The sequence below is a fragment of the Aquirufa regiilacus genome, from assembly GCF_032470275.1.
Lineage (GTDB): Bacteria > Bacteroidota > Bacteroidia > Cytophagales > Spirosomataceae > Aquirufa > Aquirufa regiilacus.
In genome coordinates this window covers 125,781-148,913 of the sequence record NZ_JAVNWW010000002.1, presented here as the reverse complement: position 1 = coordinate 148,913, position 23,133 = coordinate 125,781, and the positions used below count along the sequence as shown (strand labels likewise).

General features: G+C 44.3%; 19 protein-coding genes. 5 read left to right on the top strand and 14 right to left on the bottom strand.

What is annotated here, in order from left to right; translation table 11 throughout:
• Positions 1-28: 28 nt before the first annotated feature.
• The gene (gene mazG, locus PQG45_RS06535; protein ID WP_316070520.1) at positions 29-826 is read right to left on the bottom strand and encodes a nucleoside triphosphate pyrophosphohydrolase; all 798 of its coding nucleotides are present in this window, start codon (positions 824-826) and stop codon (positions 29-31) included.
• A gap of 2 nt (positions 827-828) precedes the next feature.
• Complete coding sequence (locus tag PQG45_RS06530; RefSeq protein ID WP_316070519.1) at positions 829-1,680, bottom strand: glycoside hydrolase family 16 protein; 852 nt, start codon at positions 1,678-1,680, stop codon at positions 829-831.
• A gap of 83 nt (positions 1,681-1,763) precedes the next feature.
• Between PQG45_RS06530 and uvrB the strand changes: the two genes are divergently transcribed.
• Complete coding sequence (gene uvrB, locus PQG45_RS06525; protein ID WP_315574708.1) at positions 1,764-3,782, top strand: excinuclease ABC subunit UvrB; 2,019 nt, start codon at positions 1,764-1,766, stop codon at positions 3,780-3,782.
• 51 nt (positions 3,783-3,833) lie between these two features.
• On the opposite strand, the gene pdhA is transcribed toward uvrB, so the two are convergent.
• The gene (pdhA, locus tag PQG45_RS06520) at positions 3,834-4,844 is read right to left on the bottom strand and encodes a pyruvate dehydrogenase (acetyl-transferring) E1 component subunit alpha (RefSeq protein ID WP_315574706.1); all 1,011 of its coding nucleotides are present in this window, start codon (positions 4,842-4,844) and stop codon (positions 3,834-3,836) included.
• Between the two features lie 140 nt (positions 4,845-4,984).
• Between pdhA and recF the strand changes: the two genes are divergently transcribed.
• Positions 4,985-6,085 carry a DNA replication/repair protein RecF gene (gene recF / locus PQG45_RS06515; RefSeq protein ID WP_316070518.1) on the top strand — a complete coding sequence of 367 codons (1,101 nt, stop codon included), beginning with the start codon at positions 4,985-4,987 and terminating at the stop codon, positions 6,083-6,085.
• Here recF and PQG45_RS06510 read toward each other — a convergent pair.
• From PQG45_RS06510 to PQG45_RS06470, 9 genes are all read right to left on the bottom strand, one after another.
• The gene (locus PQG45_RS06510; RefSeq protein WP_316070517.1) at positions 6,051-7,199 is read right to left on the bottom strand and encodes a glycosyltransferase; all 1,149 of its coding nucleotides are present in this window, start codon (positions 7,197-7,199) and stop codon (positions 6,051-6,053) included. The genes recF and PQG45_RS06510 overlap by 35 nt on opposite strands.
• A 75-nt stretch (positions 7,200-7,274) precedes the next feature.
• Entirely contained in the window at positions 7,275-8,567 is a 1,293-nt protein-coding gene (locus PQG45_RS06505) for an amidohydrolase family protein (protein WP_315574701.1), read from the bottom strand.
• Between the two features lie 4 nt (positions 8,568-8,571).
• The gene (locus PQG45_RS06500; protein WP_316070516.1) at positions 8,572-11,589 is read right to left on the bottom strand and encodes an amidohydrolase family protein; all 3,018 of its coding nucleotides are present in this window, start codon (positions 11,587-11,589) and stop codon (positions 8,572-8,574) included.
• A 56-nt stretch (positions 11,590-11,645) separates the two neighbouring features.
• Positions 11,646-13,007 carry a DUF6056 family protein gene (locus PQG45_RS06495; RefSeq protein WP_315574697.1) on the bottom strand — a complete coding sequence of 454 codons (1,362 nt, stop codon included), beginning with the start codon at positions 13,005-13,007 and terminating at the stop codon, positions 11,646-11,648.
• Positions 13,008-13,012: 5 nt separating this feature from the next.
• Entirely contained in the window at positions 13,013-13,741 is a 729-nt protein-coding gene (locus PQG45_RS06490) for a glycosyltransferase family 2 protein (protein ID WP_316070515.1), read from the bottom strand.
• Positions 13,725-14,627 carry an NAD-dependent epimerase/dehydratase family protein gene (locus PQG45_RS06485; RefSeq protein WP_316070514.1) on the bottom strand — a complete coding sequence of 301 codons (903 nt, stop codon included), beginning with the start codon at positions 14,625-14,627 and terminating at the stop codon, positions 13,725-13,727. Before PQG45_RS06485 ends, PQG45_RS06490 begins: the two co-directional genes overlap by 17 nt.
• 1 nt (position 14,628) lies before the next feature.
• Positions 14,629-15,381: an NTP transferase domain-containing protein gene (locus tag PQG45_RS06480; RefSeq protein WP_316070513.1), complete on the bottom strand. Its 753-nt coding sequence runs from the start codon at positions 15,379-15,381 to the stop codon at positions 14,629-14,631.
• A complete protein-coding gene (locus tag PQG45_RS06475; RefSeq protein WP_316070512.1) occupies positions 15,378-15,989 on the bottom strand; it encodes an HAD family hydrolase in 612 nt (203 codons plus the stop codon). Before PQG45_RS06475 ends, PQG45_RS06480 begins: the two co-directional genes overlap by 4 nt.
• Positions 15,982-17,682, bottom strand: a complete 1,701-nt coding sequence (locus tag PQG45_RS06470) for a 2-phospho-L-lactate transferase CofD family protein (protein WP_316070511.1) — start codon at positions 17,680-17,682, stop codon at positions 15,982-15,984. The genes PQG45_RS06475 and PQG45_RS06470 overlap by 8 nt, the downstream gene beginning before the upstream one ends.
• 144 nt (positions 17,683-17,826) lie before the next feature.
• Here PQG45_RS06470 and PQG45_RS06465 point away from each other — a divergent pair, with 144 nt between their 5' ends.
• Positions 17,827-19,590 (top strand): sialate O-acetylesterase, encoded by a 1,764-nt coding sequence (locus tag PQG45_RS06465; protein ID WP_316070510.1) that lies wholly within the window; start codon positions 17,827-17,829, stop codon positions 19,588-19,590.
• Here the strand turns inward: PQG45_RS06465 and PQG45_RS06460 are convergent.
• Positions 19,582-19,992 carry a GNAT family N-acetyltransferase gene (locus PQG45_RS06460; protein WP_316070509.1) on the bottom strand — a complete coding sequence of 137 codons (411 nt, stop codon included), beginning with the start codon at positions 19,990-19,992 and terminating at the stop codon, positions 19,582-19,584. The two genes, PQG45_RS06465 and PQG45_RS06460, sit on opposite strands and share 9 nt — an antisense overlap.
• Before the next feature lie 88 nt (positions 19,993-20,080).
• On the opposite strand from PQG45_RS06460, the gene PQG45_RS06455 reads away from it, so the two are divergent.
• Entirely contained in the window at positions 20,081-20,701 is a 621-nt protein-coding gene (locus tag PQG45_RS06455; protein WP_316070508.1) for a hypothetical protein, read from the top strand.
• A gap of 6 nt (positions 20,702-20,707) precedes the next feature.
• Complete coding sequence (locus PQG45_RS06450) at positions 20,708-21,772, top strand: lactonase family protein (RefSeq protein WP_316070507.1); 1,065 nt, start codon at positions 20,708-20,710, stop codon at positions 21,770-21,772.
• A gap of 406 nt (positions 21,773-22,178) precedes the next feature.
• Here PQG45_RS06450 and PQG45_RS06445 read toward each other — a convergent pair whose 3' ends face one another.
• Positions 22,179-23,105: a PorP/SprF family type IX secretion system membrane protein gene (locus PQG45_RS06445; protein ID WP_315574679.1), complete on the bottom strand. Its 927-nt coding sequence runs from the start codon at positions 23,103-23,105 to the stop codon at positions 22,179-22,181.
• Positions 23,106-23,133: the final 28 nt, after the last annotated feature.

Sequence of the window (23,133 nt, the reverse complement as noted above, 5' to 3'; positions counted from 1 at the left end):
TTGCGTTCGGCGGTAGACGCTGCCAGGGTCATGACCCTGGCAGCGTCACCTTCGCTTCGTTCCAAAGTATATCCATCTCCGTCAGTGTCATATCCTGCAAATTCTTGCCCATTTCGGCCGCACGACGCTCTAAATGCTGAAAACGATAAATAAATTTCCGATTTGTCCGTTCAACTGCCTGATCCGGATTAATGTCTATAAAGCGCGCAAAATTCACCAAGCTGAAAATCAAATCACCCAGTTCCCCTTCCGCCTCCTCTTTTTGCGTAGCCGACAAGTCTTTCCCCACAAAAGTCTCTTTGAATTCCCCTAGCTCCTCTTCTACCTTCTCCCAAACTTGCTCCTTCTCCTCCCAATCAAACCCCGCACCTCGCGCCTTTTCCTGAATCCGCATCGCCTTCACCAGCGAGGGTAAAGAACCTGGCACACCGGACAACACAGACTTATTCCCTTCTTTTAATTTCAAAGCTTCCCAGTTGGCCTTCACCTCTTCCTCCGTCTCCGCCACCACGTCACCATAAATATGCGGATGCCGTGAAATCAACTTCTCGCAAATACCATGCAACATCGATGTCGCATCGAAATCACCCGTTTCTAAACCAATCTTACTGTAAAAAACCAAATGCAACATCACATCACCGACCTCTTTACGAATTTCAGCCATGTCTTTGGACAAAATCGCATCCGATAATTCATAGGTCTCCTCAATCGTCAAGTGACGCAAGGTATCCAAGGTTTGCTTTTTGTCCCACGGGCATTTCTCCCGCAAATCATCCATGATGCACAATAATCGATCAAAGGCCTCCGCCGCTGCTGGGTATCTCATTTCTATGGGTTTAATCCGTACACTCGAACATAATCAATCAAAAACTTATTTGGGAATATCGTGTCGTCTACTCCTTTTTGGCCACCCCAGTTTCCACCGATCGCCAGATTCAATAAGATGTGTTGTTTCTTATCAAAGGGCCACTCTTCCCATCCCCGACCGGAATTCTCAAAAGTAAAATATAACTTTCCATCGATATAAGACTTGATACTTTGAGGCGTCCACTCCATCGTATAGACATGGAACTCCTTATCAAAATCATCCAACCGCGTTGTTGCTGTTTTTTGCGTTCCAATGGAATGATAGAAGGATTTGGTATGAACCGAAAAATGCATCACGCCCGGATCATAACCCACATGTTCCAAAATGTCGATTTCACCGTTATCCGGCCAATACACAGAACCGTAATCCGATTGACTTGCCAACATCCAGATGGCAGGCCAATTTCCACGTCCCGCTGGAATCTTCGCGCGCACCTCAACCTTTCCATATAAGAAATCTTGTTTTCCCTTTGTGACAATACGTGCTGAGGAATAATTATTCGCACCTGTTTTTTCCTTTATAGCCTCAATCGTCAAAATGCCATTTTCAATGTGCGCGTTGTCTAAATCCGCCTTCGTATAATATTGTAACTCATTATTGCCCCAACCCGAGCCCCCGACATCGTAAGACCAAAATTTATCATTGGGTAATCCTGGCGTTTCAAACTCGTCCACCCAAATCGGATCCTTGGTGAAGGTGTATACCTTAGGGACAACAGGTGTCATCGGTTCTGTCGGTAAAAATGGTTTTGGAGCTTCTTTGGATGCACATCCTAAAAAGGCTATTCCTAAAAGTGCAATGTTCTTGATCATCTGTTGAATTTTTACCCTCAAAAATAACCCGATTCTACGCACATTTCCTATTCTCTGCAAGCGAATATTATGTACTTTTGAACATGGAATTTAAAATCGCGTCATCTTACCAACCCACAGGGGATCAACCCAATGCCATCAAGGAATTGGTGGAAGGCCTCCATAAGGAAGAAAGATCTCAAACGCTCCTAGGTGTTACAGGTTCCGGAAAAACCTTCACCATCGCGAATGTCATCAAAGAGGTCAATCGGCCAACCTTGATTTTATCCCATAACAAAACACTTGCTGCACAATTATACGGCGAATTCAAATCCTTCTTTCCTGAAAACGCCGTCGAATATTTTATATCCTATTACGATTACTACCAACCGGAAGCTTTCATCGCCTCGACAGGTACTTACATCGAAAAGGACCTTTCCATCAACCAAGAGATTGAGAAATTAAGGCTCGCCACCACGGCAGCACTAATGTCGGGTAGGCGAGATATCATCGTTATCGCTTCCGTTTCTTGTATTTATGGTATGGGAAACCCCGAAGAATACAAGAACTCCATCATGCGTATCGGCGTAGGAGAAACGATTTCTCGAAATCAATTCCTCTTCCGACTCGTCGAGATTCTCTATTCAAGAACGGAAGGCGAATTCTTACGCGGGACATTTCGCGTCAAAGGCGACACGGTGGATATCTTTTTGGCTTATGCTGATTTCGGATATCGGGTCATTTTCTTTGGTGACGAAATTGAGGAAATTCACCGCATCGACCCTTGGACAGGAAAGAAAATTTCCAAAGAAACGATGGTTGCCATTTTCCCAGCGAATTTATTTGTGACAGGACGCGAAACCTTGAACAATGCGATATCGGATATTCAAGCGGATCTCGTGAATCAAATCTCCTATTTCGGAAAGGACGGCCGACTGCAAGAAGCGGAACGCATCAAGCAACGCACGGAATTTGATTTGGAAATGATGCGCGAACTGGGCTATTGCTCAGGCATCGAGAACTACTCTCGTTATTTTGACCAACGGAAACCAGGTCAGCGCCCCTTCTGCTTATTAGACTTTTTTCCTGATGATTTTCTGATGGTCGTGGACGAAAGCCACGTGACGATGCCACAGATACGTGCGATGTACGGCGGGGACCGTTCCCGGAAAGAATCGTTGGTGGAATATGGTTTCCGTTTGCCATCCGCGATGGATAACCGACCGCTAACTTTTCAGGAATTTGAAGACATTGTAGGCCAAACGATTTACGTGTCAGCGACACCTTCCGACTATGAATTAAAACAATCCGAAGGGGTTGTCGTGGAGCAAATTATTCGCCCTACGGGACTTTTGGATCCATTAATCGAAGTTCGACCTACGAAGAACCAGATTGACGATTTACTCGACGAGGTCTATGACCGCATCAAGAAAAAAGAGCGTGTATTAATCACGACCTTGACCAAACGGATGGCCGAGGAAATGTCGAAATACCTAGACCGCGTGGGCGTTAAATGCCGTTATATCCACTCGGAAATCAAAACCTTGGAACGCGTTGAGATATTAAGAGAATTACGTTTAGGTGTTATTGATGTATTGGTGGGTGTGAATTTGCTGCGAGAGGGACTGGACTTACCTGAAGTTTCTTTGGTAGCCATTATGGATGCGGATAAAGAAGGCTTCTTGCGCGATATTCGTTCGTTGATTCAAACAATCGGTCGGGCAGCGCGAAACGAAAACGGCCGCGTGATTATGTACGGGGACAAAATGACCGGCTCCATGGAGCGGGCTATTTCGGAAACGAATCGTCGGCGCGAAAGACAAACGGCCTATAACACGGAACATGGCATCACACCAAAAACCATTTGGCGAAGTCATGATGAAATTATGGAGCAGACGTCCATTGCGGATCGCATGGCGAAACCGATGAAATCGTACGGAATCACGCCGAAAGAATCCTTGCAGGCGGCTGATCCATTATTGGCCTACATGAGCAAACCTGAACTGAAGAAGCAGAAAGAAGCTGTTCAAAAAGAGATGGAGCGTGCAGCCCGTGATTTGGACTTCCCATTGGCAGCGAAATTCCGGGATGAGATTTTGGCCATCGATAAATTACTCGTGTAATAAAAAAGGCGCGGAATGAATTCCGCGCCTCTCACTTATTTGCTTAACAGATTACTCCGTGATGAACGGATAATCTTCTTGCACATATACATCTTTGTAAGCCTCATCCGCCGTAGGGAATGGAGACACCTCAGCGAAATCCACGGATTCTTGTACTTGAACCTTGATTTTTGCATCGATTGCATCTAAATCCGCTTGTGTCGCGATACCATATTCGAAAATACGTTGCTTCACTTGCTCAATTGGATCACGCTCTTTGTAGGCCTCAACCTCTTCTTTAGAACGGTATTTTTGCGGATCTGACATGGAGTGCCCACGGTAACGATACGTTCTGAATTCCAAAAACGTAGGACCTTCACCCGCACGAGCACGCGCCGCAGCACGTGAAACTGCTTCGTGAACAGCCTCTACATCCATCGCGTCAACCGCTTCAGATGGCATATCATACGCCTCACCTAATTGGTATAATTCCGTTACGTTCGATGTGCGAGCCACCGAAGTACCCATCGCATACCCATTATTTTCTACTACGAAGATCGCAGGTAATTTCCATGTCATCGCCATGTTGAACGCTTCGTGTAAAGCTCCTTGACGAGACGCGCCATCACCGAAATAAGTGATCGATACGTTACCTGTTTTCTTATATTTTTCAGCAAATGCCAAACCTGCTCCCAATGGGATTTGTGCGCCTACGATTCCGTGTCCTCCTACAAAGCCCACTTCTTTATCGAAGATGTGCATCGAGCCCCCTTTTCCTTTGGAAGCACCGGTAATTTTACCGTATAATTCCGCCATAATCGCATTAGGAGATGTTCCTAAAGCTAAAGGGATACCATGGTCACGGTAAGCGGTAATGTATTTATCGCCTTCGCGTAAGGCTGATTTAGAACCCGAAGAGCAAGCCTCCTGGCCAATGTATAAGTGACAAAAACCTTTGATTTTTTGCATTCCGTACAATTGACCGCACTTCTCTTCGAATTTGCGTTGTAATTGCATGGATTCGTACCAGTACATGTATGTCTCTTTGGAATACTTAGGTGCTTGTGTTTCTTTCTTTGCCATCTGTCGATCGGAAATTTTTTGTTGCCAGGGGAAAATGCCCCAGTCAAAACCAAGGCGAAATTAAAACAAAACACGCAAGCAGCCAAAAAATCGCGTATTATTCTTTATTTTTACGGCGTTGTGCCCATACGCTCGTCCCTATGTACCTAAAATCCTTACAGGTCAAACAGTTTAAATCCTACGAGGAGGCGCAATTTGAATTTATTCCCAACATCAATTGCATCGTGGGCGAAAACGGAATCGGTAAAACGAATCTCCTGGATGCCATTCATTTTCTTTCTTTGACCAAAAGCGCGCGCGGTGTCGCGGATCCTTTGTGCATCCGACACGGCGACAACTTTTTTATGGTGCAAGGCAGCTTTATCTTTCAAAAGGATGAGCATGTTCCCGAAACCGAAACGCAAATTACCTGCGCCGTTCAGAAAGGGCAGAAAAAAGCGTTGTTACGCGACCAAAAACCCTACACGCGTTTGGCGGATCACATTGGCAATTTCCCCATAGTGCTCATGGATCCGCATGATACGGACCTGGTACGCGACAGCAGCGATACACGGAGAAGATTCTTCGATGGGGTGATGGCCCAACTGGATCGTAGTTTTTTAGAGAATTTAATGCGCTATAACCGCATCGTCCAACAGCGGAACAGCTTGCTGAAAATGTTTGCGGAAAGCGGGACGCATGACTCCTTGATGCTGGCTAGCTACCATGAGCCCCTGGTTATATTGGGCGAATCCATCAATAATGCGCGGATTGAATTCTTGAAGGACTTTTTGCCGCGTTTTCAAACGCATTATGCGGCATTATCGGATGATCGTGAACAAGTTATGATTCGTATGGAATCTACCTTTGAAGCGGGGAAATTGGATGAAGCATTAAAGCAAGCGGAGCGGCAAGATTTTGCAGCCCAGCGAACAACCGTGGGTATTCACCGGGATGATTTCGAATTTGAAATCAATGAATATCCCTTGAAAAAATACGGCTCGCAAGGCCAGACTAAAAGCTTTGTGGTTGCGCTTAAACTCGCACAATTCGATGCATTAACGGCTGTTAAACCTCGGAAACCGCTATTATTACTGGATGATATTTTTGATAAATTGGACGACCGACGCATCCAACGCTTAATTGAAATGATGGCCGAGGACCATTTTGGGCAGGTATTTATTACGGATGCCCGCCCCGAAAGAACGAAGAATTTACTGAAGGATCTTAGCTCAAAGATTCAATACCTTGCGCTATCGTAAGTGTAAACGCCTCCACAGAATTTTGACGAACGAATTCGCTTTGTAAAGCAGCATTTGTTTTCAGCTTGCCCGTTAAGGCCTGCGCGAATTCAAAAGCATTCGAAGGATCAATCGAAAGACCTAATTGATACGCATCGATCGTCGCGCCTATCGTTCCCATCGAAGTTCCAATCACGGGTTTGCCTGCCAAGGCCGCACGAATCAACACCGAACTCATGCCCATATGCCCTTGGTACGTCACCAATACGACATCCGCAACTTCGAAACATAATTCAATCGTCGGGTAATGCAGGTGATCAAAAAGTTTAATGACCTCTAAATCTGGCAACTCCCCTAAGAGCGATTCAATATGCGCTTGATAAGCGGGTTCAATAGGGCCTGCTAAAAGCAAGCAAATTTGATTTAATTCCGCTGGGCTTTTTTGCTTACAGGCCAACAAAAATCCCTCGATTCCCTTGCGCTGATCAAGCTGCCCGAAATTTAAATAGACTTTTTTATCGTTCGGAATCGCATGTTTTAAACGAAAATCGGCGATTTGTGATGCACTCAGGGGCAATTGAATCACGGGATCTGCCAAAGGCAATGCCCGGCGCTCTCCAGCTAATGCATTTAACACGGGTACCGCGGAATGTACCAAGGAAAAAACGCGGGTTATTTGGCCGGAGGCCAACATCGACTGCCACATTTTATGCTTCACGAAATCAAAGGGTCCTTGAATTTCTCGAGGAGGACGGAAGCTAATGCCAGCCACCGGAACTGCTGCCTTATTTCCCATAATAGCTCCCAAAGGGAAATAATCCATGTACATGAGCACAGCCTGATTTGCCTGGGTCTCTTTGGCAATGGCCAACATCAAGTTCCATTCACGCAGTGAACGTAGTAAGATATTCCCCTTGACAATCAAGTGCTCAGGAATCGAATAAAATTGGATATTATCGCCCCAGACCAATTGCTCTGCTTTTTGGCGTTTGGTAAATTCTTCTTGAAAAGACGCACCTGTTGCGACAATGACATCCACTTCTGGCCGACTGCTGTAATAGCCGATCAGGTGAATGAGGTATTCCGGATGATGACCATCAAGAATCGTGTCAAAAAGAAGCAAACGCTGTTTCACAAAACAAAAATAGGCTAAATAAATGAAAAGGTCGGCAAATGACTTTGCCGACCCTCTCAAGAATACGCACAATGTCTACAAGTTATATTTGTACTTGTAGCGGTTATACAATTGCGTGTGCTTGTTGTCCAAGTTAATCGCACGGCCTTGAATAAAGGCATGCGTTACGACACTCGATTTCATGTCTAACAAATCCCCTTGACAAATAACAATATTCGCATCCTTCCCATTTTCCAAACTTCCTGTACGATCTGCGATGCCTAAGATTTTGGCTGGGTTCAAGGTAATTGCCGACAAGGCTTCTTCGCGCGTTAAGCCATAAGCCGCCATCGTTCCCGCCAAGAAAGGCAAGTTACGAATCTGCGTATAGCCATCGCCTGAATCTTGGCAAATGCTAAACAACACACCTGCTTTTTGCAATTGGGCACCCGTTTTATACGGTTGGTCTACCGCATCATCTTCTGCAGCAGGAAGCGCATGTGGTTCGTGCAAAATAACAGCCACTTGGTTTGCGGCTAAAATATCTGCAATCATCCAACTATCTGTACCGCCCGCAATGACTAATTTGAAGTTAAACTCTTTGGCAAAATCAATCGCCGTAAGCATTTCCTTCACTAAATCACAATGTACATACAAGGATTTAGACCGATCAAAAAGACCTTTGGTTGCTTCAAATTTTAAATTAATCGCAGCATGGGACTTCTCGTTCAAATAAGCTTTTGCCTCACGGAAAAATACACGCGCGGATTCGATACGCTCTAATCCAGCTTTCACGGCATCCGATTCGCCTCCGCGACGACCACCACCATTTGGACGATTGATCAATGCAGGGAAAGTCATATGTACGCTATTATCCAAGGCATAAGCTGCATCTTCCCAGTTCCAAGCATCCAGCTGAACGATGGTAGATGAACCCGAAATCAAGCCCCCTTGTGGAACGATTTGAGCCAATAAAACACCATTTGTGCGCAGGGTATTGATCACCTTACTATCCGTATTGTAAGCAACAATCGAACGAATATTCGGGTTCATTTCACCTAACTCGTCGAAGTCAACCGTTGATTTGGTTGAGCTAACTTCCACCAAACCTAAGTTGGTATTCGGTGCAATCACACCCGGATAAATATGTTTCCCCGAAGCATCGATGTGCTCGACATCGGCAGATAAAGCAGGAGCCGATGTTAGAATCGTCAACTTGCCTTTATCGATGGCAACGGTTCCATTGGAAATGACTTGGCCATTGCCAATGTGCAATGTCGCACCTGTAATCACGATTTTCTTCGTTTGTGCAGGGGACGGATGCATGGTTTCTTGAGCCATCAATGATAGGCCCAAAAAGCAAAAAATAGGTATTAATAGCTTTTTCATGTTCTTATTCATTAATATGGTCTTCATCTATAAAACGACTTGCGATACGCTCCCAAAGGCTCTTATCATGGTTGTGATCTTCTTCACACATGTTTTGCTTTTTCACAGATGGAGCAGATGGACGCGTAGAAGCCCCCCCTTTTTTCGACGCAATCATCTTTTGAATCAAGCGTTGCTTTTCCGTTTGTAAGGCCACTTGTAGTTTCGCATCTTCCGCGCGATCAAACACAACGGTACCGTCTACGATGGTCTTCTCCGACTTCGCATAAATACTTAACGGATGATCTGACCAAATAACTAAATCGGCATCTTTTCCTGGTGCAATGCTACCCACGCGATCTGCGACGTGCAACATTTTGGCAGGATTCAAAGTCACCATTTTCAAAGCATCTTCTTCCGACATGCCTGCATATTTGATTGACTTAGCTGCTTCTTGGTTCAAACGACGCGCCATTTCCGCATCATCAGAGTTGATCGCTACATTCACGCCTACCGCCTGCATGATTGCCGCGTTTTGTGGGATAGCATCCAACACTTCCATTTTGTAATTCCACCAATCCGCGAACGTAGAAGCATTCGCTCCGTGCGCTTTCATTTTATCCGCTACTTTATAGCCTTCCAAAATGTGTGTCAAGGTATTCACCGTGAAGCCGAATTTATCAGCCACTTTTAAGATCGAATTAATCTCACTTTGCACATACGAGTGGCACGTAATGAAACGCTTCTTGTTCAAGATTTCCAATAAGGTTTCTAATTCCAAATCAATACGTTTTCCTGGACCTTGCTTTTCGTAATCACGTGCACGTGTAAACGCATCCGTTAATACTTGCTCAACACCCATACGTGTATCTGGGAAACGAGGATTCGATGTGTTCCATGAACGCTTCACGTTTTCTCCTAAAGCGAACTTGATGAATGGATCCCAGTTGGCAAATTTCAATGCCTCCGCATTTTGTCCCCAACGGAACTTCAACAATTGGGTTTGACCACCGATCACGTTACAACTTCCGTGAAGAATATGACTTGCCGTTACACCCCCACTTAATTGACGGTAGATATCCACATCATCTGGATCGATAACATCTGCGATACGCGCTTCCGCCGTAACCGATTGTGTACATTCGTTGATGCCACCCGTAGCACCTACGTGCGAGTGTTCATCGATGATACCCGCTGTTACGTGTTTGCCCGTTCCGTCTACTATGCGAGCAGAAGGATCTTTTAATCCTTTGCCCACTTGGACAATTTTACCTGCTTTAACGAGTACGTCGGCATCTTTCAACACCCCTTGTTTTTCATTTGTCCAAACCGTTGCGTGCTGAATTAATAAATTCTCTTGCTTAGCAATCGTCTTTTGACCAAAACCATTGAAAGGGAAAACAACATCCCCTACTGCTTCTGGCTTTGTAACTTTAGCCATCGAAGAATCTGATTTCGCAGCTTCGGAGCGAATGGCTTTCCAAGAAATCCAACTGCCCGAGGCTAATTGGCCTGTGCCTGAAATACTAGAACCATCATAAGATCCCGTCAAGCGAACGCGTTGTGATTTATCCGCTTTGCTTGTGTAACCTAGATTCACTAATTGGTCTTTTTGGGTCACATCCACTTGCGTTGTATCGCTAGCCATTAGAGATGCTTTATAAGAACCTGGTTCTCCTTGAATAACTAATTTAGCCGCATTGGCTCCTAACGTTACCTGATATGTACCCGCTAAATTCGTCCACAAATCCGTCTGAACGGCATAGCCACTTCCTTGTACCCAGTTTTCAATGATCGCTGATTTCTCAGCAAAAACCGGACCATTGGAGATAAAGAAATTGGCTACTTTACCTTGATCTAAACTACCTACTAAATCCGCAACACCTAATAATTGTGCGGGGGTAGTAGTTAGCGCTTCTAACGCTTTTTGCTCTGATAAACCATATTGAATGGCTTTACGAAGGTTTGGGAAAAACGTCGTAACGTCTTTCAATCCATTCGCGGTTAAGGCAAAAGAAATGTTTGCCTTTTCAAAAGCTGCTGGATTCGTAGGGGCTAATTCCCAATGTTTCAATTCCGCAACATTCACAAAACGCATATCCGTCGGGTCTTCGACATCAATCGTCTGCGGGAAGGCAAGCGGTAAAATGAAGGCCGCTTTGGTCGCTTTCATTTCATCGATGCGCTGGTATTCATCACCTGAACCTTTGATGATGTATTGAACGCCAAATTCGTCTCCGATTTTGTCGGCGCGCAACACGTTCCACTTTTCAGTAACAGCAAAAATCTGAGGTAAGCCTGCATTTTGATTGAAACGATCTAAGCTCAAGTTCAAACCCTCTTGTGCGGGTTTCGACTTATACCATTGGGCATCTAAGAAGTTCTGACGAAGCAATGCCACGCTACCCATTAGAGAGCCTGGGTAATCCTGTGTCGAAGATCCTTTTTCGAACGAGAAATGTGCCGCCGTTTTTTCTTTCAAAACGACCATGTTTTCGCGGTCTTTCGCTAAAGAAACCAAGGCACTTGTTCCGCGGGAAATTCCATCCGGTTGTGAGGTAGAAACCGCACCGAAACCTAGTTTACGAAGATCTTTCGCTTTGGATTCATTGACAGCGAAATGTTTCACATGCTCAACTTCCGATTTCAATGCTTGGTTCCATGAGAATGGGCCCTTGGTATTACTAATCATTTGGGAAGGAGCGCGGTAGCTATAATTGCTCGCGGTAACCGCTTCCATACCATAATCGCTAAAGGCATCTACGAAACTTGGATAGATAAATTTGCCTTTGCATTCGATAACAACGGCGTCTTTGGGAATGGCTACGGATGTTCCAACAGCCTCAATGCGTCCTTGTTTGATAAGAAGCGTCGCATTTTGTAGGGTTGTTTTCGCATCTTTGACAACGGTCGCATGGACGAAGGCATAATAGCCCGCGCGTGGGTTTGCGACATCATTGATGGGGAAAGTTACTTGGGCTTGAAGTCCCTGAGCGAGGAAAAAAAGAATTACCCCGAGACTCCGGTAGGAGAATATTTTCATAGGTATGCTTTATTGATGAACAAACAAGTTACCAAAAAAAATCTTTCTGCCTATCCCTACTTTCGATTTACTGCTTTTTTACCGTAATAATTTGCGACGCATTTACACCATAGGTGTTTAGGGTCCGTCGAGAGGTCCTCCGTAAAGAAAAGCGCTGAGTGATTTTTCAACGGAGCTACTTCCACGCTATCCGTTTTGGATAAGCGGATTTGCTCAAATCGAGCCCGATACTCTTGGCTATATGCCTGGGCATTTCCTGAGCTAATCTCGTGACTAAGTAGGTCGAAGTTTTTGCTTTTATAGATTCCCAAACCGATAAATACCAACACCAAAACGGAAATCCTATTGAGGTGAAGGCCTCCCCAAACCGACTTGAGTTGTAAGACAATAAAACAGACAAACATCAGCATGTATAATAAAAACAAGCTAATGATTCGCTCGGGTATATGCACCTCCCCTAACGCAAAAGACAGGGGAATAAAGCTAACAATAATCGAAATAAAGAATAAGGCGGTCAAGGCAAGCATGTCCAGGATCGACATGCGCACATAGCTTTTGGGAAGTTCTAACACAAACAGCACCCATAGGAAGCTTGCCCACATAAATGGCGAAGAAAAGAACTGACGAATTAATTCTTTGATATTGGATAACAAAATATGAATTCCATCCGCGAGCGGTACATTTGTGACTGCCCGCACCTGATTTCCGGGGGATAACATCACAAGCAAAAAGCCAACAAGCCAAATACCTAATAACAAATAAAGTTCCGCGTTTATAGGTCCTTTAAATCGCCATTTCCACAATTGGTACCCCCAAAATACCCCCGTTAATAGCAACATGCTGATTTCACTACTCCCCATGATACAAAACAGTAATCCGGCGAGTATTCCGGTGCGAAGCCGCGAGGGCTTTTCGAAAAAATAAACCACGAAAAACAAGATCACCAGTTGCAGGGAAGCATAGTAGTAGATGCCTGAAAACCAGTAAAACCACTGATACATGCCCGATATGGAATAGAGCGCAGCTGCCTGAATCAAAAAGACGCTCGCCCAAAGTCGGGTAGATCGAAAAGGCAAGTCCGTCATGCGACGAACGAGGTAGAGGTTGGTTACAAAACCCAATACTAACAATAGGTATGTATTTATCCCTGAAAACGTAAAACTTGTGCTAAAAAACAAGGGCGTCAAATGCATCAAAATGTTGCCAAAATAGCGACCACTCCAACCCATGTAATAATAATAGGCGCCCGCTAATACTCCATATTCTTTGGAGACCCAGGCAAAACAGAAATCATCAACGAGGTTAGGTGTATTGAATTGGGCAAGGTAGAGCATCATGAATACCATAGTAGCCCAGCAGCCAAAACAAGCAAGGAACATTACGCGACCAATAATTCGACTAATCGTAGGGTTTTTCATCTTATTTAAAATATCACGCGTTTTTTGCGTAGGTAAACGCTGAAAAATAAATAAGTGATGTAAAAGAAACGGTTTCGAGCCCGCAAATATTCAGCTTTTAAAGGTCTCTTTCGTGCGGGAGCCGGTGTACACGTCACCTCAAATTCTTGGTATTCAAGCCCCGTTTCAAGCAATTTGCCAGAATGGTCAAGCGAGTAATTCATGTAGCGCGCATCAAATTGCAAAGCCTGTAAAAGCGCGGTATCGACTAATTTAAAAGCACATGAAAAGTCGTTCAAGCGAGAGCCATAAATGGAGTTGCACAAGCGGTTTGAAGCTTTTTGGCCAAAACGATTAACCCAGTTATCAAACTTTCGTGTACGGTAAGTAAAGGCAATTCGGGATGCTGTGGACCACAGTCCCGGCAGCATGGCATCCAAATTTTCAATGGGGAATTGCCCATCGGAATCGGTAATTAATGTCCAAGAATGTTTGGCTTGCGAGATAGCCCGAGCAAAAGAAAATCCGGGACCTTCATTCTGCTCGTTCCGTAAAATCGTGACTTGAGGATTGCCAACAAAAGCATCTCTTAATTGCTCGTATTGTTCGATGGCACTAAAGTCATCACAGACGATCACTTCGATAGCCTCGATGGACGGATGATTTTCCCCATAGGCAAGCCATTTCTTGACCAAGGAAATAATCCCCGGGCATTCATTAAATGCCGCCGTTACGATACTAATTGAGTTCTTCATCAATTGCTTGAATCATCGATTTAATTCCGTCCTCCAAGGTAATTTGCGGAGCCCAGCTTAACATTTCTGTAATCTTTTTCACATCCGCGAGGGTTGTATTTGCATCCCCTGCACGCGAAGCGGTGTGATTTTTTTCTAATGGGAAAAAGTCGGCCAACTCATTTACTGAGTAATTAATACCTGATCCCACATTGAATATTTCCCCTACATGCGACGTTACCATGGCTTTGATGTTGGCCTGCACCACATCCAAAACATGGATAAAATCACGGCGTTGCTCGCCGCTGCCATGTATTTCGAGGCTTTGTTTGTTGCGGTATTTGTCTAGGAAAATACCCACGACTAGCGCATAAGCTCCGGTCGTCGGTTGGCCAGGACCATACACATTAAAATAGCGCAAGATGTTTGCCTCTAAACCAAAATTTCGAACATATTGCTGAACGTATAATTCACCAATATGCTTTGTTAACCCATAAAAATTAAGGAAATCGCCTTTGTCTTGTTCGTTTTGAACGCCCGGGTGATTCCCGTAAAAAGTGGATGAACCTGAATAAACCACGCGTTTCACCCCCTGTTTTCTTGCCGCAGCTAATAGGTTTAACGTACCGAGCACATTGCTATCGTGGCATTCGAATGGCATGTCAAAAGAAGGGCCGCTGCGCGAAAAGGCAGCCATGTGGAAAATTCCATCAACTCCTTCGACTGCTATTTCACAGGTAGAAAGATCTTGAATGGAACCTTTGATAAGTTGTACTTGGGGATGCAACTTTTCGGCATCTCCGAATGACATATCATCCAATACACGCACTTGATGTCCTGCATCAATCAGGGTATTCGACAAATGTGTTCCAATAAATCCAGCACCTCCGGTTACTAAATAAAGCATACTATTTTGTTAGTTGTTCGCGTTGTTCTACATACAATTTTGCCTCCGCTAATTCGGCTGGGGTATTGATCCCGAGCGACTTATAAAAAGGCTGATCAAGACGCCAAAACACCTTAAATTGCGGGTGCAAGGTACCAATATATTTAACAAAGTTCTTTTCCCCCGTCACATTTCCTGGCTGGGCTTGCTCCGCATAAGCCGCCCAGGTTTGCTCCAAGATGCTTTTGCTTAAACCAAAAATTCCCATGTCTTTAAATCCATGTGTGTCCACGGCTTCCTCCTCTCGGCGTTCAGCCACCTGAAGGCCTTGCTCAGAAAAGCGATATTGAACATAGGGGTTTTCGACCCAAACCAAGGGAACCGTCGCATCATGGTTTGCCAAATCCTTCCACATCGCATCGTGAAGTGCTTGGTCGCAAAATGGCTGATCGCCCCATTGAAGAATCAAACGGAAGTCTTCCGACAGCGATAGCACATGGGACACGAGCTGGTTAACCGCATCAAACATGCCCGTCGCTTCGCTTTGAATTAACACCTGAACCTGCGCGGGCGCTTGAGCAGCCACATGCGTATCAAAATAGACTTTGCCTTCGGGACTTAATAACAGGAGCACGAGATCAATCTCAGGATTTAGGGATTCCAGGATAAAATCAAACACGGTTTTTGTCCCTGAAACGGTCGTAAAAAGCTTAGGAACGTTGCTATGTAGGCGACTTCCTTTCCCCGCTGCTGGTATCGCTAATATCTGTTTCATTGCGCTTGAATTAGTTCCGTTAAATAGGTGTTAATCGAGGGATAAAAAACATCTGAAAGACTTTCAATGGCTGGGTTATGCACCCCAACGGCCCGAATATGCGCGGCTTTTAAACTCTGTATCCCTTGAATCGAATCTTCGATTCCTTGTACCTCACCCTGGATGTCAAAATTTCGTATACAATGTAAAAAGGGTTCTGGATCGGGTTTAGATGCGCCATAATCTTCTGCTGTCACAACACCATTAAACAAATGATGTGCTTGATGTAAATCGAGTAGCGCATCAATGGACTTTCGGCTTCCTCCCGTGACGATGTACAATGAAAAACCCCTATCCGATAATTGTTGCAAAAGGGTCAAATCCACTAAGGTTTTTACCTCAGCTAAATTTGCCTGATAGGTCTGTGATTTGTATTGGGCGAGCGTTGGCGTATCCGAAAAAACACCTTGATAGCGGGCAAAAACATCGATGGTTTTAATGCCTTTGAGTGTTTCGTAGGAAGGACATTCGCCCAAATTAAATGCATTAAATGTTTTCAAATAGGCTGCTTCATGCCCCGCATCAGTTTCAAATAACGTACCATCAAAATCAAACAATAGGCTACACATAAAGACCTACTAAATTCTTTAAAACGGTTCCAACTTTTGCAAACAGATTAAACTCTTTAAAGGTGCGGTAGCCAATCGGTAACGAGGCCAATTTAACCATCGGAATGCGGTTAACTTCCTTTAAAAAATGGGAGATATTCCGATATGAAATCGCATATTTTCCTTTGACCAAATATATCCCACTCAATGGGTCTGGCTTTATGCGTCCAAAACGCAAGAAGTAAACAAAGCTGACAAAATACGAAGTTGCCAAGGCAACGGCAAAGTTGCGATTGGATTCAACAAAATTATGTTTAAGCGATCGAATCAGCTGCCTTCTCGATTCAAAACGTGAACCAATCACGCCATCTAGCTGCGTCATTTGAACAATATCAATCCAGGAGTCTATCTCAAACAAGGCAATTTTCCCGGAGGCATCAATATGCAATTGATACGCCGCGTTCGCTGTTTCTTTTCCAAGAACAAAACGAATTTTACGGGATGTATCTGCATTTAAACGTTCGATTTCCGGCAGATAATGCTTATCCACTAAGCCCAACGAATTCCCATAGAAATGTACACCGATGTTGACAACGCCATCCTGCATATCGATGGCCCGACAAATCCAATTCCATAGTTTTTGGCCGTCATGCTTCAGATTTGCGTCAGCGATGCGCTGAACAATGATCGATGGTGTGATGGTCTTCGGCTTAATCAAGCTTTCTCGGTCTACGAGAATTGCGTCAAAGAAATCAGTCTGTGCGGGGTCAATTTCCCGCAAGATTTGATCCATGAATTGCTCAAAACTGATGTTGCGAATATCGCTATCGTATTGATTATTCACGATGGCTACCTTCTTCCCCGGTGCCGCCAAAATAGCTTTTTGGCAAATTCGATAAGAAGGAAGCAATGATGAAAATTGCGTACCAGATCCAAAAATGATGACATCCGCTTCTTCCAAGGCAAGCTTGGCTTCTTTGGAAATAGAAGGCACTTTTGCTAGTGCTTCAATCTCAGCAATTGTATAGGATTTCGAATCATCGAGGCCAACTAAAGCCGCTAATGGAAGCAAATAAAAGGCCTTTAAGGGCTTTTCACCTTGATAGTTTACGATGTCCGCTTCATTTTTTAGCAGATTTTCGTCTGCATCAAAAGCGACTAATTTAGAATCATCTTCCGTGGATACGTTGATAAGCTGAGCCGTCAACTGAAACTGATTCGTCAAGTTTCGCAAGGCCAAATTAAAGTCTTTGGTCTCCACGAATAAGCCCCCCATGACGATATTGCCCACGCTAAATCCACGTAATTCAGCAAATTGCTTCGTAAAATCGAGCAATTGTTTGGCACCTAGAACAAAATATTGCTTGATGAAGGCATCTGCTCGTTCATCTAATAAGAATTGATTTCCTACTAATTTAGCAATAAGTTCGGCAGGAGAATTGAGTAAATCATGCGTCTCATTCTCTGATAAGCGATGTTCAAACAAGCGCTTGACATTGCGATTGGATTCCGTGAAATCGTCAATGATGTAGGTGAAGTTTTTTCGGAAATCAGATGGTCCTAGCATGCCTTGATTGGCACTGCGGATAATCCCGGTGGACAATCCATCATCGTAGCCATTGATCAAAAGACTTAAATTTACGTAGGGAATATCTTTTAAATGCTTAATGATATTCGCATTTCCATTCCCGCCCGTAAAGATTACTACATTCATACGTTGACTTAATGATATTAAAGCCAAAGTTAATGCTTTAAACGGATTTGCAGATTTGTAACCTTAAAAAAATCACTTAATTGGTCAAGAGGCCTTTATTAAAGTCCTGAATTATTGTAAATTGGTGCTTCAATTGATAAAGCATTGAAAAAAACGCAATACCGATTATTTTCATTCGTCTTGTTACTGGGTTTCTTCAGTACACAGGTGCTTCTAGGCCAAAAGTTTAATGCTTTTACGTTTAGCCAGCTACCGCAAGATTATCAGCTTTATCCTCGTGAAAGCGACAATCTCGGTACAATTGCAATCGAAGGAAGCTTAACATCCAATGAATTTCAATCTTATTCCGTTCGTTTGCTTCGGAATGGCATACTTAAAACCTATAAAAAATCAACGCTACAATTTGCCAATGGCATAGCCAAGTTGGCGGAATCCTTAAAGATTCCAGCCGAACTAGCGGAGTATGGCTTGGAAATATACGGAATCAAAAATGCCGATTCGACCTTAATTGTTCGTCGTAATAATTTGGTTGCGGGGGATGTATTTTATGTAACCGGACAATCCAATGCTTGGATTGGTTCAATCGATGACTTAGTCTACCAGGGCGAATGGTGTCGTTCCTTTGGCCTTGTTCAAGGATCCGAAAACTATGGCCCTTACAACCCTTCCGATACACTTTGGTCCTTAGCGACTGGGCGTGCGCGGATAGGCCCTTTTGCCGCTGAACTAGCTCGCTTGATTTACCAGTCGGAGCAGATACCCATTGCCATCATCAACTCGGCTGCAGGCGGAAGTGGGATTGATTGGCATTTACAACTTGATGGAAATTTGACAGCGCTCGATGGCGGAAACATCATGTATTACAAAGCCGTTAAGTCGAAGACCCTCTCGAAGGTGAAAGCCATTATCTACCGACAAGGTGAAGCAGAGGCGGCAGACTCGAACGTTCCGTATACGTGGGGCAGCAAATTCAATAGCTTGTTGCAAAAGTATAAACGCTTTTTCCCAAGTGCGCAATTTGTCTACAATCCACAGTTGACAATCTACGAATACCCGAACAAGAACGCATCGCAATTGCGGGAAGACCAACGAGCCATTAGTCGAAACGGTTATGTCAAATCCTTCGCGACCGTTGGGAATGCAGGTGTATTATCGGATCGCCTACACTACACAAATGCGGGTTATCGCCAAACAGCCCATGAACTATTCCGTTTAATTTCGAACCAAATTTACAAACGCCCGTACCCGGTTGAGATTCAAAGCCCCAATATCCAAAAGGCATATTTTATGTCGGAGGCAGAACGAAATAAAATCCACTTAGTCTTTGAGGAAGGCCAAAACATGCGCGTGACCTTAGATACCACCGTCGTAGATGGAAAAGGAAATACAATCAAAGCCAAATTAGCGAAATACTTCTATTGGGATAAAACGAATATTGGGTCATTTGAGCCCTATATCAGTTCGATAGAGGCGGTTAACAACGAAGTTATCATCACGTTTAACCAAGCATATTCGGGGAACACCATCGGTTATTTGCCTGACTATCACCGCGATTTTCTGACGGGATCAAGAGAATATAATTTTCCGGGTCCTTACATAAAAAACAGTATGGGCATGCGCGCGTTTGCCTTTTCTAATTTCCCTGTGATTGTATTGGACAAGGCGAACTTTGATTTTACTTGCTCGCCAAATCCCGGCGAAGATTTCATCCGCATTGATTGGGATAATCAAGCAACCGGTACGCTGGAGGTTTATGACATGTTGGGCAAAATTATTTACCGGGAACGCATAGAGAAACGCTACCAAACAAGTTTCGATGCCACTCAATGGAGAAGTGCGAATTACTTCGTACAATTTAAATCGGACACAGGCACAAGCTATAGTAAACGCTTAGCGATATTACACTAAGTTTTCAGCAGGTGCCAGCGTGAAACAATGTCCATGATGTTGCATGCCAATTTTGGGGTAATACCCCTCGGCGGCGGGAGCCGCTAACAAGATAATCTTGGCTTTTGGAATTGCTTTTTGAACCTCTCGAATCAATTGCTTTCCGATTCCTTGCTGTTGGTATTTTTCATCCACAGCTAAATCAGACAAATAACTCGTGAAAACAAAGTCGGTCATCACGCGCGCGATACCCACTAATTGATCTCCATCGTAGGCACCTATATAGACATTTCCATGCCGGAACATTTGCTCCATAGCATCAGCATCGTGCAAGGGTCGGCGCTCACCCAAGGTAGACCGACGCAGGATGTCGACAAAATCGGATGCAGCCAGCGGAGGGTTTACTTGATAACTTATGGGCATGGCGTCAGGAATTAATTAGGTCAAAATTAATTTATTTTCTCATTTCCCTGCATAGAACTTATCTTTGCGCATATTAAAATCCGCCCCCATGACACAATTATTAAAACCTTTAATTGAGCAAATTACCAAAGACCCCATTGTCCATGCCAAATGGCTCAACACCCTTTCCTTTATGGAAAATACGGGGGCTAAAAAAATATCCCGATTTGAGTCCAAAACAGATGTGAGTTTACTCATTCTAAAGCACGCAGCCGAGGAACATCGCCACGCTTATTATTTAAAGAAACAGATTTCGAAATTAGCGCCTACAGGATTTGAAAATTACGATGATGCGTGGTTAATCAGCCCAAAAACATCCAAATACTATTTAGACATGTTGGACGTATGGGTGAGTAAATACATTAAAAAGACCTTAGGATTAAGCGGATACGAGTTAAAATGGGCATCTTACTTATTGGTAACGTATGCAATTGAGGTTCGGGCAGATGAATTATATCCCATTTACCAAGATATTTTGACTTCCATCCAATCCAAAATACAAGTGAAGTCCATCATCGTTGAGGAGGTAGGTCACTTAAATGAGATGAAGGCGCAGTTGGCAGAATTTTCGGCCGATTGGGAAACGCATGCCGCAGTGGCCTGTGACTTAGAAAATAAGCTTTTTCAAGCCTGGATTCAGAGCTTGTCGCAATTATACCCACTAAATTAATCACGCATGTTGATGCTCATCCATTCCTTGATTTCCCTTTTCGTATCACCCGCTGATACGCTATTAGTCGGTTCCTATACCCACCAAGGGAATCCGGGAATTGAACTCATTGATACGAAAACGAAAAGGGTTCTTGAGCGCATGGAAGTGCCACAAGCATCTTATCAACTGATTACACCGGACCAGCAATACTTATATTCGGTCTCAGAGCTGGTGAGTCATGCAGGTGCTGTGCATGGATTTAAGAAAAGCGAAAGTGGAAAATGGGAGAAGACGGGCCAACAATTAACTGAAGGCGATGCGCCATGTCACATTACGTATCGAAAGAAAAGTCAGACAATCTATACGGCGAATTACATGGGAGGAAGTGTCTCGGTTTTCCAAACGACACAAGGAAAAATTGCACCCTTAGCGCAGAAAATTACATTTTCGGGTCGGGGGAAATTTCCCCAACAATCCTCACCGCACGCACACATGGTCGTTTTATCGCAAGATGAAGAAGCGGTTCATATTTCCGACTTAGGTGCCGACCGAATTTACCATTATCGTCTTCGACCTGATGGCCTCATGGAGGGAAAACTGAATTATACCCAATTACCTGACGGCACAGGGCCGCGGCATTTTGTCTTCTCGGCAGACGAAAAATTTGTGTACATCGTGGGCGAATTGAGCGGAACGGTCGATGTGTATGCCACGCAAGATGGGAATTGGACGCCTGTTAAACGCGAAACAATCGATTTCTCCAAAGGAGATGGTCCCAAAGCCAGTGCCGACATCCACATTTCCCCCGATGGGAAATGGCTACTCGCATCAAACAGAATAACGCAAAACTCCTTAGTTGTTTTTAAGATTGAGTCTTCAGGAAAGCTGACATTTAGCCGAGAAGTTGGGGTAGGAAAAGTACCCCGTAATTTCCAGTTTGATGCATCGGGCAAAAAGCTTTTCGTGGCATGCAAAGACGAAAACCGGATTCAACAATTTTCATTTAATCCAGCAACGGGTGAGCTGTCAGATTTGAAGGATGATATTCAGATTGATAGTCCGGTAGCTTTATTAGACGTTAGACATTAGACGTTGGACATTGGACGCTGGACGTTGGACATTGGACGTTGGACATTGGACATTGGACGTTAGACGCTGGACATTGGACGTTTTGTAGAGATGCGATACTTCGCGGCTAAATGACGTTGGACGTTGGACATTGGACGTTTTGTAGAGACGCGATACTTCGCGGCTAAATGACGCTGGACGTTGGACATTGGACGTTTTGTAGAGACGCGATACTTCGCGGCTAAATGACGCTGGACGTTGGACGCTGGACATTGGACGTTGGGCGCTGCTGGGGAAATTCGACACTGTAGAGACGCGATACTTCGCGGCTAGTACACGTAATTGGGGTTAAGCATGAAGAAGGGGCGTAAATGGAGTAGAATACTGCTCCATTTACGCCCCTTAACTGTTCGTTCTTAATTCTTACCTATTTTACTAATGAATAGCGCAAAGCAATCTCGTGTGACTGCAAGCTCATCTTGCTCATCGCCGAGGTAGGCATCTCATAGACATAACCTACGTAAATCTTCTTGGTGGCTTGAACGCCTAAGCGTGCGCCCCAACTGTCTTGATGGCGGTAGTTGAAACCCACATCGAAGCGATTGTGGAATTGTGCATATACGTTCGCATCCCAGCTCAACGGAACATCCTTCGCGCTGCGGAATAAGGCAGATGGGTATAGGTTAATTTGGTCATTCAACTTCAATTTCGTTCCCACCATCGTGTAGAAGTAGGCCACGTCCTTGTACGATCCACTGCCTAAATCATACTTGAATAAACGCGGTTGCGATAAGCTCAAAAAGAAGCCATCACCTTTGTTGATCTTCAAGCCCCAACCCGTGTTGAACAACAAGCCTGTAGAACGGCTGCCGCTAAACAAGGCATCTCCGTCATGTACCAAGGCCAAACCCGCGAAGTCCAAACTCAAGTTCGAGAATCCTGCACGAATACCGCCTGAAAGACGCCATTGCTCATTCAACTTAATGTGATACGCATAATCTCCACTGATTGCAGTTACCTTCACGGGACCTGCTTGGTCATACATCGCATTAAATCCAATGCCATTTTGTTGCTTGAACTTAAAGTCGCCTGAAATGGCATAGGTAACCGGTGCACCTTCTACTCCTACCCATTGCTGGCGGTTGATGACCGTAATGTCACTCACCGAATCACTGCCTACATGTGTAGGAGATAAAATCTGTGGGTTTAGGCGGTAAGAGGAATACATCGACTCCACTTGGGCCATACTTGTTTGAGCAGATAAGGTCAACAAGACAAGGGAAACAAGAGTCAAAAGACTCTTGGTCCACTTAAATTGATCTACTCTCTGATTAAAATCTATACTTGCTTTCATGCTATTGCTTGTTCTATTGTTTGAGCCG